Annotated in this window: 14 protein-coding genes; 6 read left to right on the forward strand and 8 right to left on the reverse strand. The window is 64.0% G+C overall.

Features of this window, described 5'->3' with window-relative positions; genetic code table 11:
* The first annotated feature begins 22 nt into the window (after positions 1-22).
* A complete protein-coding gene (locus tag IVB45_RS23360; RefSeq protein WP_247362152.1) occupies positions 23-601 on the forward strand; it encodes an Hpt domain-containing protein in 579 nt (192 codons plus the stop codon).
* 138 nt (positions 602-739) lie between these two features.
* Here IVB45_RS23360 and IVB45_RS23365 read toward each other — a convergent pair whose 3' ends face one another.
* From IVB45_RS23365 to folE, 4 genes are all read right to left on the reverse strand, one after another.
* Complete coding sequence (locus IVB45_RS23365) at positions 740-1,915, reverse strand: DUF2336 domain-containing protein (RefSeq protein WP_247362154.1); 1,176 nt, start codon at positions 1,913-1,915, stop codon at positions 740-742.
* Between the two features lie 206 nt (positions 1,916-2,121).
* Positions 2,122-3,201, reverse strand: coding sequence for a lytic transglycosylase domain-containing protein (locus tag IVB45_RS23370; RefSeq protein ID WP_247362785.1), 1,080 nt, complete (start codon positions 3,199-3,201; stop codon positions 2,122-2,124).
* Between the two features lie 89 nt (positions 3,202-3,290).
* Positions 3,291-3,713, reverse strand: a complete 423-nt coding sequence (hisI, locus tag IVB45_RS23375; protein ID WP_247362157.1) for a phosphoribosyl-AMP cyclohydrolase — start codon at positions 3,711-3,713, stop codon at positions 3,291-3,293.
* A gap of 26 nt (positions 3,714-3,739) precedes the next feature.
* Entirely contained in the window at positions 3,740-4,432 is a 693-nt protein-coding gene (gene folE, locus IVB45_RS23380; RefSeq protein ID WP_247362159.1) for a GTP cyclohydrolase I FolE, read from the reverse strand.
* A gap of 229 nt (positions 4,433-4,661) precedes the next feature.
* Here folE and IVB45_RS23385 point away from each other — a divergent pair, with 229 nt between their 5' ends.
* Positions 4,662-5,117 (forward strand): iron-sulfur cluster assembly scaffold protein, encoded by a 456-nt coding sequence (locus IVB45_RS23385; RefSeq protein WP_247362161.1) that lies wholly within the window; start codon positions 4,662-4,664, stop codon positions 5,115-5,117.
* A 58-nt stretch (positions 5,118-5,175) separates the two neighbouring features.
* Here the strand turns inward: IVB45_RS23385 and IVB45_RS23390 are convergent, their stop codons facing one another.
* Positions 5,176-6,075 (reverse strand): hypothetical protein, encoded by a 900-nt coding sequence (locus IVB45_RS23390; protein WP_247362163.1) that lies wholly within the window; start codon positions 6,073-6,075, stop codon positions 5,176-5,178.
* A 253-nt stretch (positions 6,076-6,328) separates the two neighbouring features.
* On the opposite strand from IVB45_RS23390, the gene yidD reads away from it, so the two are divergent.
* Together yidD and IVB45_RS23400 are read left to right on the forward strand one after the other, a co-directional pair.
* Entirely contained in the window at positions 6,329-6,667 is a 339-nt protein-coding gene (gene yidD, locus IVB45_RS23395) for a membrane protein insertion efficiency factor YidD (protein ID WP_247362164.1), read from the forward strand.
* 91 nt (positions 6,668-6,758) lie between these two features.
* Positions 6,759-6,971, forward strand: a complete 213-nt coding sequence (locus IVB45_RS23400) for a hypothetical protein (protein ID WP_247362168.1) — start codon at positions 6,759-6,761, stop codon at positions 6,969-6,971.
* Here IVB45_RS23400 and IVB45_RS23405 read toward each other — a convergent pair whose 3' ends face one another.
* Both IVB45_RS23405 and IVB45_RS23410 read right to left on the reverse strand, forming a co-directional pair.
* Complete coding sequence (locus tag IVB45_RS23405; RefSeq protein ID WP_247362171.1) at positions 6,972-8,186, reverse strand: hypothetical protein; 1,215 nt, start codon at positions 8,184-8,186, stop codon at positions 6,972-6,974.
* A gap of 2 nt (positions 8,187-8,188) precedes the next feature.
* Positions 8,189-9,556 carry an amino acid permease gene (locus IVB45_RS23410; RefSeq protein ID WP_027567821.1) on the reverse strand — a complete coding sequence of 456 codons (1,368 nt, stop codon included), beginning with the start codon at positions 9,554-9,556 and terminating at the stop codon, positions 8,189-8,191.
* A 329-nt stretch (positions 9,557-9,885) separates the two neighbouring features.
* On the opposite strand from IVB45_RS23410, the gene IVB45_RS23415 reads away from it, so the two are divergent.
* Complete coding sequence (locus tag IVB45_RS23415) at positions 9,886-11,229, forward strand: alpha/beta hydrolase (RefSeq protein ID WP_247362173.1); 1,344 nt, start codon at positions 9,886-9,888, stop codon at positions 11,227-11,229.
* A 167-nt stretch (positions 11,230-11,396) separates the two neighbouring features.
* Positions 11,397-11,723 (forward strand): GrlR family regulatory protein, encoded by a 327-nt coding sequence (locus tag IVB45_RS23420; protein WP_247287121.1) that lies wholly within the window; start codon positions 11,397-11,399, stop codon positions 11,721-11,723.
* Positions 11,724-11,758: 35 nt separating this feature from the next.
* Here the strand turns inward: IVB45_RS23420 and IVB45_RS23425 are convergent, their stop codons facing one another.
* The gene (locus tag IVB45_RS23425; protein WP_247362176.1) at positions 11,759-12,148 is read right to left on the reverse strand and encodes a hypothetical protein; all 390 of its coding nucleotides are present in this window, start codon (positions 12,146-12,148) and stop codon (positions 11,759-11,761) included.
* Between the last annotated feature and the right edge of the window lie 34 nt (positions 12,149-12,182).

The following is a 12,182-nucleotide window of genomic DNA, read 5'->3' on the forward strand; positions in this document are numbered from 1 at the left end:
TCTCACGATCAAGGCCGATATCATGGCGAAGAACAGCGCAAGAGACATCGAGATCACGGCCTTCGCCACGCATCAAATCATCACGCAGCCCAACCCGCTGCGGTCGGTCCTGCGCCGTGTCGAAGAGAAGGACATGGACGATCCGGTCGGCCGGGCCGAGCAGGCGCTCGCGAGCCTCGCCGGCGAGTTCAAGGACTGGATGGCGACCGAAATCAACCGGCTGTCGGCCGCCTACGTCGCCATCCGGCACGACGGCTTCACCAAGGAAAGGCGCGACGAGTTGTTTCGCGCCGCGCACGACATCAAGGGCGATGCCGCGACCTTCGGCTATCCGGCGGCGGCGGGCGTAGCCGAGAGCCTGTGCCGCGTCATCGAGCACGCGCCCGATCTGGAAAAGGTGCCGGCCGAGCTATTCACGCACCACATCAACGCCATCCTCGCCATCGTGCACGAGAACACCAAGCTCGACAGCATCAGCGTCTCCGCCGAGCTCAGCCGGCGCCTGCGCAAGGTCGCCGACGACTATCTCGCCGACGCCAACCGCGATCGCCCTGAGCATCTCGAGGTGATCCTGGCGCCAAGCATCGCGCCGGCGGGTTAAGGGCTCGCCTCTCTCCTCTCGTCATTGCGAGCGCAGCGAAGCAATCCAGACTGTCCCCGCGGTGGGATTCTGGATTGCTTCGCTGCGCTCGCAATGACGGAGTTTGCGGTTTCGACCTGCCCTATCTCGGATATCGAATTAGGCCGCAATCAGATCGTCGTAGACAGGATCAACCATCTCCTCCGCGACCAGCTCGTCGCAGAACAGCCGTGCCTCTTCACGCGCGGATTCCGTGGCGAAGCGGCGCAGCAGGACCATCAGCGGCTCGGTCGCGCCGCGGTCGGTCTCGCAATGGGTGAGCACGCGCTCGACCATGCGGCGGCGCAGCCGCGCCGCATTGTCGTCGCTGTCGACGAAGCCTTGCTCGTGGCAGGCATCGAGCGCGACCTGGAAGGCTGCAAACGTCGCCTCGGGAAGCCCTGCGCGGCGGAGCAGCGCGTGCAGGCTATTGCCACCCCGATCGTGCAGCAGCGCGGACACGCGCGCCAGCGGCAGCTCGGCGAGCTCAGCCAGTGCCGCATCGAACAGGTCGAGATTGCTCGACAACAGCGCGCGCAGAATGAGACCCGCGGTGAGCTGGCCGGTGACGCGCAGGTGCCGAACAAGACCTTCCATGTCCTCGCCCCGCGAGCGTGCCGCGATGTTCATGGTGGAGCGGTCGCGGGCCTCGGTCGCGATCCGCTCGGCGCGGTCGGCACTCAGCCAATTCCGGGCCACGACGAATTGAGCCAGCGTCTCCGAGAGTTTTGCCACCAGCGCGGCGCGCGTGGCGGACGGCAGATCCTCCAGCACCAGCATCGCCTCGCGGATCGCAGCCAGATGGCCGTGACGCTCGACGATGCGATCCCATGAGAACGGCGCAAGCTCGGCATGAGGATTTTCGATCAGCTCGAGCGCTGCCGCCGCGCAGCCGACTTCGGCAATAGCGGCGCAGACCGATACCGGCAGCGCGATGCGGCGCGCGACCGCGCACTGCACCTCGTCGTTGCCGGTCGCGACGATGTCGACGAGATCGGCGTCGATCAGCAGCGGAGAATGTTCGAGCACGGGCAGCGCGACGGTCGGCTGGTCCGCCGACAGCGCCCGCACGATCGACGCCGGCGCCTCGGTGCTGCGCGCAAACGCCTCGGCCATCGCCTGCCGCACCAGCGGCGAGGGATCGTCGAGCAGCATCAGAAGCGCGCCTTCAGCGGCAATACGGTCGTCATGGGAAAGGTCTGAGATCAGCCAGGCCCGGGCCAGCGCCCGCGTCGCCTCGGCCCGCTCGCCAGCGGGCGCCGTCCTGATCCAATTGATGAACTGCCGAACAATCATGGTGCTTCCGGCTTACGCAACGAAGACGAAGCGGTGACGGCTTGTCACCTGCAACACAAAATAAACCACGACGCTTAACAAAGCGTTCACCATAACTGGCTGGTTTTATTGACGTTTTGTTAAGGGAACAAAGGCGGCCCGTTCACGCGCGGGGACCTGCGCAGCAGCGTTCACGCTGCGACGTGTCCGAGACACGGGCGTGCGTATTAGCTTGAGAACGTTCCGCTGCGATCGCTGAAGAGATCAAGCGGCTGCGGCGGCCGGACGTCGGGCGTTGCCGATGCGACCGAGGTCGCTGGTGCGACCGAGGTGAGCGAGGCATTGTTGCCCCACAATTTCTGCACGGTCGTCGAGACCGGCTGGGTGGTGTCGCCAGGCTGATAGATCGAGCGAAACACCGGCGTGCTCGGTGCATTGTCCGCGACCGTCATTGGCGCTGTCGCGCTGACCGGCGTCACCGCGCGTGTGTTCGGAAAGGTCTGGAGATACGCAGCATTGTCGATCAGCGGCGCGGCAGGCTGTACGCCGTTCGCGCTCGCGACCTGCGTGGTCGATGGCGTGCCGCCATACATCGCCATCGCGCTGCGGGTGGTTTTCGAATTTGCCGCGCCGGCGTAGCGCGCATCCAGCACCGAATAGACCTCGGAGACGCTGCGCGCGCGGCCGTCCTTGGCATAGAAGATCGAGCGATTGGCGGACGCAGCGTTAGGAAACAACCGCGCGCCGACCGCTTGCGGATTGTCCTCGGCATTCGCGATCAGTTTCGCGGCGCCGCCGACGCCCATGAAATGCGCCATGTAGAGTTCGCTGTCGGACGGCCTGCGGCCGAGCAGGCCGGTGAGCTTGAAGCTGTTCGACTGCGTCAGCGCGGCCGCCATGCTGGAGGCGGCCTCCGGATCGTCACGCAGCTTCATGATCGACCGCTTCATCGCGGGATCATCGACGGTGTAGGAGCCTGACGACGTCCTGGTGATGGCGTCGGAATAATTGCCATAGCCGAGCTGGGTGCCCGCTTCCTTCACCGTGCCGAGCCAGGTCTGGTCGATGAACTGGTAGAGCCCGTGCGCCGATGACGTCGTCGCCCCGGCCGTGGGATCGAAATCAGATTCCATCTTGGCGGTGGTCAGCATGTATTGGAAGCTGACGCCAGCGACGTTCGAGGCCTGCTTGATCGCACCGGCGACGCGTGCCCGCGACGGATCGAGAACCGCCGTCTGAGAGGCACTGGAATTGTCGACCGACATGATGAAGTGCCCGCACCGCACGGCGTTGAGTGCGCCGGCAATTCAGCGCCCTGTCGTCTCACCGTGGGACAGGTATGGTTAATGCGGGGTTAATTCGGATCGCCAGCTCCGCCCTGCGCGTGACGGCAGGACTACTTCTTGTACACCGCGTCCGGATCGAACAGCCTGTCCGCATCGACGAAGACGAGCATAGCGCCGCCGTCTTGGGCCTCGACCTTGCGGTAGAAGCAGGACCGGCGGCCAGTGTGACACGCCGCGCCGATCTGCTCGACGCGGAGCCAGATTGCATCCTGATCGCAATCGGTGCGGATCTCGACCACGCGCTGGGTCTGACCCGAGGTCTCACCTTTTCGCCACAAGGCCTTGCGCGAGCGGCTGAAGTACCAGGCCTCGCCGGTCGCAATGGTCTTGCGCAGCGCCTCGTCGTTCATGTGCGCGACCATCAGCACGTCGCCGGTGGCGACGTCGGTCGCGACGACGGTCACGAGCCCGGCCGCGTCGAACCTGGGAAGGAAGGCGAGACCTTCCTCGGTTTCATGGGAGTGAGCGGACACAATGCCCTCGCCGGTCTATCGCGAGGTCAGCGCTGCAGGCCTCGCACCAGGGACAGAAAACGAGCCTGCTCCGCCGGATTGTCGCGGAACATGCCGGTGAAGCGGCTGGTGAAGGTGGAGGCGCCATGCTTGGCGACGCCGCGCACCGACATGCAGGTATGCTCGGCCTCGATCAGCACGGCAACGCCGCGCGGCTTGAGGATCTCGTCGATCGCCGCCGCGATCTGCGCGGTCATGTGCTCCTGGGTCTGGAGCCGGCGGGCGAAGATGTCGGTGAGGCGCGCAAGCTTCGACAGGCCGACCACGCGTTCCACCGGCGTATAGGCGATGTGCGCCTTGCCGTAGAACGGCATCATGTGATGCTCGCATTGCGAGGTGAACTCGATGTCGCGCACAAGGACGAAATCATCATAGCCGGCGGTCTCGCCGAAGGTGCGATCGAGTACCTCGGCCGGGCACTGGTGGTAGCCCTGATAGAGTTCGTCGAAAGCCTCGACCACGCGGCGCGGCGTGTCGAGCAAGCCCTCGCGGTTGGTGTTCTCGCCGATATAGGCGAGCAGCGTCTTCACCGCCTGCTCGGCCTCGGCGCGCGCAGGGCGCGGCTGGTCGGCGCGGACGGCGGCGGCGAGGAATTCGGAAGGATCAAGCTCCGCCGGACGGCCATCGGGCTGCCGGTCGGAGGGCTTGTTGGGGCGGATGGATTTGATGCTAGCGTCCATGTCTACTCCGTTCGACGGCCTTGCGGCCGGAGTGTCACCGGCAGACGGGGCGGCGAGCCGCCGGACGCCTGAGAGAACAGTTTCGGCGAAAAGGTCTTCAAATTAACGCCGGCAGCACGGTTCTGGATCACACCACTGCTGCAGCGCTGGACTGTTTTTCCGCCAGTTCCGACCCTATATAGGGCCGTGGACGGCGCACGCCAAGGCCGATCCTGCTGGACTCCATCACATGCTGAACGACATTTATAACAAGCGGATCATCGAACTGGCCGGGAATATTCCGCGGCTCGGACGGTTGTCGGATCCCGATGCCACCGCCACCGCCCACTCCAAGCTGTGCGGCTCGACCGTCAAGATCGACCTCAAGATGGAGGGCGACAAGGTCACCGACTTCGCCCACGACGTGAAGGCCTGCGCGCTGGGACAAGCTTCTTCATCCATCATGGCAAGTCAGATCGTCGGATCGACTGCGAGCGAACTCCGTGAGTTACGCGAAACTGTTCGCAAGATGCTGAAGGAGAACGGCTCGCCTCCTGAAGGCAAATGGGCAGAGATCAAGTTCCTCGAGCCGGTCCGCGACTACAAGGCGCGCCACGCCTCGACGCTCCTGACCTTCGATGCCGTGGTCGATGCCATCGGCCAGATCGAGGCGAAAGCGAAGCAGCCGGCTGCGGCGCAAGGCTGAGTCCGGATGCCGATCCGGGCTCGTCGGTGGGCCCGGGAAATGAAACAGAAATTCGAGGCTACTTCTGCGCCGCCGCAACCGGCGTGGCGACGCCGCCCGTCGGCACCAGGGCTTCCGCCGTCTTGGTCGACTTGGCGGGCTGCGCCGGTTCTGCACCGAACCTTGCCTGGGTCTTCGGTGCAAGCTCCGCCATTGCCGGCGCGGAGATGTCGACATGCGGCAGCACGTCGGCCACGAGATCCGTCGTCACAAGATTGGTGAGCTGGAGCTCGCCTGCATCGAGCTCGTGCAAATCTTCCCAGGGCGGGACGCTAAGCGCGAGCGACAGCAGATCGCCGGCACCGCCCATGTCGAACGTGTATTTGGCGAGCCGGCCGATGTCGCGCTCCACGATCATCAGGTCCTGCGCGCTGTAGCTCGCTGCCTTGGCATCGTCGGCGCGATCGCCCATCCAGATCTGGTGGACCCGGACATGGGCCGCTTCCGGCACGTAGCGCTTCTTGCCGGCCAGCAACAGGAACACGCACATGGATTCGCAATAGGCCTCAGGCGCGACCGCCGGACGGGCCGACTGCCCACTACGGTTCTGAAGGCTGATGCCGACCGTGGTCAGAAGTCCGAGATTGCGGAAGCGCCGGCCGAGCGTGATCGCGTCGTTGACGGAACCACCGCTGGAATCGAGCACCACGGTGGCGCCGCCGAGCTGGCGTCCGCGGGAAAAATCTTCGAAGTCCCTCGGCGTATCGGCCGTGATGATGCCGACCGCACTGACCCACCCGCGACAATTCGGCTCGCAGGCGACCCAATTGAACTTCATCGGCAGCTTGCGCTCTTCGAGGGCAACACCGGCCCGAGCCGACGACCCGAGCGTCGCGACGGCGCCAGCCAACACGACTCCACAAGCAGCGGTTCCCACCAGCAACCAGCCGCGAAGTTTGAGCGCCTTCAGAAGTTTCAAACTGGTCCCTTCCCCAAGTCCCAAGCTTTAGCCCAAGCCTTACGGCGAGCCGACTCAGCCAAGCCCCGTTCTGACGTTCCAATGAGTCTCACATGAACGTCACAAAAATGGTATCCGGGGGAATACAGCTCGTCCATAGGCACTTGCTGCACTGCTCCCAAAAAGCATGCAAAATATGACGCACAAACAACAGGTTACAGTTCCCTGCGTCGGAACCGCGCAGAACCTCGCCCACGATCTCAGCAAAGCGCCCATGAAGCAATCAACTTGCGAGCACTGTTTCAATCCCGTCGTGGGCGCGCGCCGGCTTCCACGCAGATTCGGCCGCGCGCTGATCTGGCTCTACCGCCACACGCTCTCGCCGCTGGTTGGCTACAATTGCCGGCACCTGCCGACCTGCTCGGTCTATGGCGACGAGGCGATCGAAAGATTCGGGCTGTGGGCCGGCGGCTGGATGACGCTGGCGCGCCTGCTCCGTTGCAACCCGTTCGGCACCTCGGGAATCGACAACGTGCCCCTCACCACACCGCAAGCTTCGCGCTGGTATCTGCCTTGGCGCTACGGCCGCTGGCGCGGCGTCAACGCACCCTGAGCATGATGCGGCGCCTCACCCGTCGCTGCCTTGAGTGGAACCGAAACTCTTTCCTCGCATTGAGGTGATGCTCCTGCGGGAGGAAACAACAATGCGCTGGAAAATCAGCCCTCATTTTCACTTCAGGTCTGGACGGGATTCGCGAGCTGGTTCGCGAGGTCACGATCCCAGAACCCTCGACATGCTCGCTATCATCGGCCTGCTTGTGCTTGTCGTCGGCTCGGGCTGGTATCTAGCGACGAGCACTGCCACGCCGCCCAGTACGACGGCGTTCATCGTGCCGAGCCAGAGCGTGCACTGGTAATCAGCGGGACCAGAAAAAGCGTCCGGGCGGCGGCGGGACCAGCTCGGGCGGACGTGGCCGCTTCGGACGCGGCGGTTTCGGCGGCGGCTCGGCGGACGAGGTGGTCTCCGCGCCCGGCGCCGTCTCGCTTCCCGGCACCTTCACCGACAGCAGCAAGTTCGACTCGTGCATCCGCCAGCGGTAACCGACGCCGAAGTCGATCGGCTGGGCGCGCGTGAACAATGCGGCGTAGCGCTCCTGATAGCGGCCGGGAAATTCGCCGATGGGTCCGAGATAGCGACCGAACGGGAAGAACCGCCATTGCCGCGAATTGTAGCTCGAAAGCGGAATGCCGGAATCGTCCTGGACGATGGTCGCGCTGTTGGCCAGCAACCAATCGCGCGCGACGGTAAAGTTGCCGGAGTGCAGCAGATAGGACGCACTCTTGATCAGGCTGTTGCCGGGGCCGAGCGTCTCGCAGAACTTCAGGAAGCCTGCCGCGCGTGCACCCGAATTGGAGAGATCGGTCGAGAAATAGTACAGCGTGCGCGCCTCGCCGTCGGGGCCTGCAAAGGTGATGCGGGCGCCGCGCGTCGCGTTCGGCCCTGGATTGTCGTTGCCGACATGCACGCCGCCCTTGTCGTCGAGTGCGACCATCTCGACATTGCGGATGGTCTTGCCGGAGCGGACGAGGAAAACATAGAGGATCGGCAAGGTGCCGTTGACCTGGTTGGTGTGCAGGTCGACCTTCATTTGCTTGGTGATGAAGAAGGAAAAACTCAGGATCGAGCCGAGTGAGCGCTCGACATTGTAGAGCGCGGCGCCGACCGAGCCGCGCGGCAATCGCGTCAGGTCAGCGACCGCACCGACCGGCTCCAGCGCGCCAAGCACGTAAGTGCTGGCCTTGGGATAGAAGGCGTTGGCATAGAGGAAGTCGGGACCGCTGAACAAATAAAACATGGTCGGCCTGGGCGCCGCCAGATTGACGTCGGCCCAGTTGCGGATCTTCGAGAGCTGGCGCTGCTCGAGCTGGGCGAAGGCGCCGTCGAAGAACTTTGCGTGGCGCTGCCAACCCGGGTCCTTGGTGAGCGGCACCAGCGGCGAATCCGCCGAAGGCTGCATGCCCGCGAGGAAGCGCGCGGTGTCGTCGAAGGTCGCCTCGGCGGCACGTGCGGACGAGACGGCCGCAGCCAGCAAGGCGATAGCGACGGCCGCAATTCTCATGGGTCGAAACATGTCTATTCGCAATGTGATGAGGTGCCAGCGGCGACCGGCCGCCTGCGGAAAACAGCATAAATCAACAGGCCCGAGAGCATGACGAGCATCCCCGACAGCGATTGCACGGGCCGCTCGGTCAACAAATAGTACATCATGAAGGCGGTCACGAGCAGGAAAACGAGCGGCGTGAACGGGTATCCCCAGGCACGATAGGGCCGCGGCAAATCGGGATCGGTGATACGCAGCTTGATGACGCCGGCGACCGTGAAGAACGAGCAGAACAAGAGCGCGAACTGGATGAAGTCGAGCACGGCCTCGAAACTGCGGGTGAACAGCAGCAGATTGGCGACGGCGAGCTGAAACAGGATGGCATAGGCCGGCGCGCCGCGGACCGATCTCTGCGAGAACACGCGCAGTGCCGGAATGTCCTCCCCCATCGTCATCATCACGCGCGGGCCGATCCACATCATCGCGCTGATCGATGAGATCAGGCCGAAGCAGATCATCGCGCCTACGATCCGGCCCCCGAGATTACCGAAGATCGCGCTGCCGGCGACGCTGGCGACGTCGAGCTGACCCGCGAGTGCGCCGACCGGGGTCGAATGGAGAAACACCGCATTCAGCGCGACGTACAGCACGAGCACGATCAGCGTGCCCGCGAGCAGCGCGCGCGGCAGGTCCCGCTGCGGCATGTTCATCTCGCCGATGATGTAGGTCGCGGCATTCCAGCCCGAGAACGAATACATCACGAACACGAGCCCGATCGCGAAAGGCGCGCTGACGATGTGCGCGAGATCGCCGGTCTGCGGCGTGAAGGCGATCGGCTGCGGCACGCCGACGATGAAGCCGGCAACCAGGAAGGCAACGATCAGCACGACCTTCAGGATGGTCGAGATCAATTGGAAGGTCGAGGAGTGCCTGACGCCGGTCAGTTGCACGAGCGAGACCAGCCACACGACGGCGATGGCAAGCGGGATCGGCGGCACACCGGGGACGACCGATTTGGCGTATTCGCCAAACGCCATCGCGGCGAGCGCGACGGGTGCTGCAAAACCAACCGTTGCCGACACCCAGCCGGCGAGAAAGCCGAAGGCGGGATGATAGGCACGGCCGAGAAAATTGTATTCGCCGCTCGAGCGCGGAAACATCGCGCCGAGCTCGCTGTAGGAGAATACCCCGCACAGCGCGACGATGCCGCCGACGGTCCACAGCAGGAGGATCGAGAAGCCCGAGGGGATGTCCTTGACCTGGAAGCCGAGGCTGGTGAAGACGCCGACCCCGATCATGTCGGCCACGACGATGGCGGTCGCGACCAGAACGGAGACCCCCGACCCGCTTCCGGTCAGCCGGCCGGTCCAGGGTGCAGTACCCGCATCTGATGCCGTCATCGCCGTCCTCAACCTCAGGCGTCACGCCTCGTTGGAAGCATCGTGCAGCTCGGTCCAGTCAATTCAAGCAGGGTTAACAAGGGTTAAATGAGGCGGGGCCACTTCGGTACTCTAGCACCATTAATCCACGATCCGGGCAATAAAGCTTCGTAAACACCGGGACATCCCGCTCCCGTCCCCCACAATCAGGACACGATTGCGTGGTCCCCTTGAGCGTTCCGGATGTGGGGAAGTTTCTCCGGACACTTAACGTCGCCTAAACGCCCATCGGCTCAATTGCCTTAATGATTGCCGATGGACTTGTGGTCATGACTTGGGGTCATGGGTGAATGGTCGGGGCCGTTCCGAAATCGAAAGCTGACATCCGCGCCGACCGGGCCAGGTCCGGCGCGCGCGGTCGTGCGCTCCGGCTTGCCCTGATCTCAGCCTTGGTGCCGTTGTCGCTGACCCTGGTTCAATGCGGCAAGGCGCCCAATCCGGCGGCGCTCGCGGCGAACTCGCAAGCCAACGTCCAAGGCAACGTCCCCGCCAACGTGCAGGTCGTTGCGAAGACAAACCAGCAAGTCGCAAGCAGCGACTCGTTCGAGGATCGCTTCCCGGCCCCCCAGTTCAGGGAGCGCTTCCCATCCGCGAGCGAGGGTTTTCTGCAACGGCAGATGTCGGACTTCTCACCCAAGCGCGCCGTGCAGCAGCAGCCGGAGCAGGCTCCCTACAAGGTCGCTTCGCTCGCGCCGCAGGCCCCCTACCAGCGTCCGCCGCGCGAGGACCTGACGACGCTCGTCAGCATGAAGTCGTCAGCCTTCCCCTATTTCGGCAACAACCCCGCCTCCGACGCGCCGTTCCTCAACATCTCCAAGGGCGACCGCCGCGGCCACCGCAGCTATTCCGGGCGCGTATTCTGGCAGGACGAGACTTACAACGATAATCGCGTCCTGATGCACGTGCCCGAACATTTCGACGTGCGGAAGCCAGGCGTGATCGTGGTGTTCTTCCACGGCAATGGCGCGACACTCGAGCGCGACGTGCGCGACCGCCAGCTGGTGCCGCAGCAGGTCACCGATTCCGGCGCCAATGCCATCCTGCTCGCACCGCAGATGGCGGTTGATGCCGCCGATTCCAGCGCAGGAAAATTCTGGCAGGCCGGCGGCCTCAAGCGCTTCATTGACGAGTCGGCAAACCATCTCGCCCGCCTCACCGGCGATCCCAACAGCGCCCGCGCCTTCGCCAACATGCCGATCGTGATCGTCGGCTACAGCGGCGGCTTCCTGCCGACAGCCTGGAGCCTCGAGGTTGGCGGCATCAGCGACCGTGTCCGCGGCGTCGTGTTGCTCGACGCCGTCTATGGCGAGATGGACAAGTTCGCCTCATGGATCGAGAGCCACCGCTCCGGCTTCTTCGTCAGCTCCTACACCCACTACACCGCGCGGCGCGACCGCGAACTGATGAGCACGCTGCGGCAGAAGGGCATCACCGTCTCCGAAGACATGGACGGCCCCTTGCGTCCGGGCAGCGTGGTGTTCGTCGAAACCGGGGACGGCATTACCCATCGCGACTATGTGACGCGAGCGTGGACGCGGGACCCGCTCAAGGACGTCCTGGTGAAGATGTCGGCGACGCCATCACTCGCGCTCACGCGCGTGGCCTCCACCAATCCATCCGCATCGAGCCGGTAGCGATATTGCGCCCGTCGGCATTTGGCTGCACGGCCCGCAACTCTCTCAAGCCTTGATCAAAATGTGATGTTGATGGCCGACGGTCCCGGGGCCGACCGGATTGCTTCCACTGGCAACAATCATACTTTGCCGGCCAAGTCGTATTTGGGATTCTGCGGGGACATGCTGTGCGTCAGGGACTCTACAAGGTCGACTTCCACACGGTTCACGGCACGGGTTGCGGCGTCGTCTATGTGACCGAGGGCAAGATGCGCGGCGGCAATTCCGTTTTCGCGTTCATCGGCACCTGCACGGGCGAAGGCGACAGCATCAGAGTCAAGATCTCGACCGAGCGCCACAATGACGACCCTTGCTTCAAGGCCTTGTTCGGTCTTGACCGGATCACGCTGACGCTCGCCGGCCGGGAGGATGGCGATAGTGCGGAATTCGAAGGTACCGCACTGCAACTGCCGGGCGTTGCCTTTAGGGCCGTGCTGAGCCGGATCAGCGACTAACCGTCCGGCTCCTGATCCTTCGGGTTTTAACTGCCTCAGGTTTTTGGCAGCTTCGGAATGCTCTCGGCAAAGCCGTTGAAGCAGGCCAGCCGCTCGTCCTCTTCCTTGAAGAAACGGCAATCGGCGTACCCCTTAGCCTTCGCCGGCTTGGGCTTCGGCATCGGCGCGATCACGGCGTCGTAGCAATTGAGCCGGTCTTTCGTGCCATCATCGAGGTCGAGGCAGGCCTGGAGCCGCGCCGCGATCGATTGCGGCTTGCCCTTCGGCGCCGCAGCCGGCTTGGCCGCAGCCTCCTTGGTCCCTGCCTTGGTGCCCTTGGGCTTGACCTGCACCAACGGCTTGTCCCCGATCATTGGTGGCTTGTCGGCTTGCGCGAAAGCGGAAGCTGAATAGAGCACCGCGGCAACCGCCAGAATCATCCTCATCTCAGTCAACCCTCTTTGGTCCCCATGACCGGCC

It is taken from the genome of Bradyrhizobium sp. 4 (assembly GCF_023100905.1).
Taxonomy (GTDB): Bacteria; Pseudomonadota; Alphaproteobacteria; order Rhizobiales; family Xanthobacteraceae; genus Bradyrhizobium.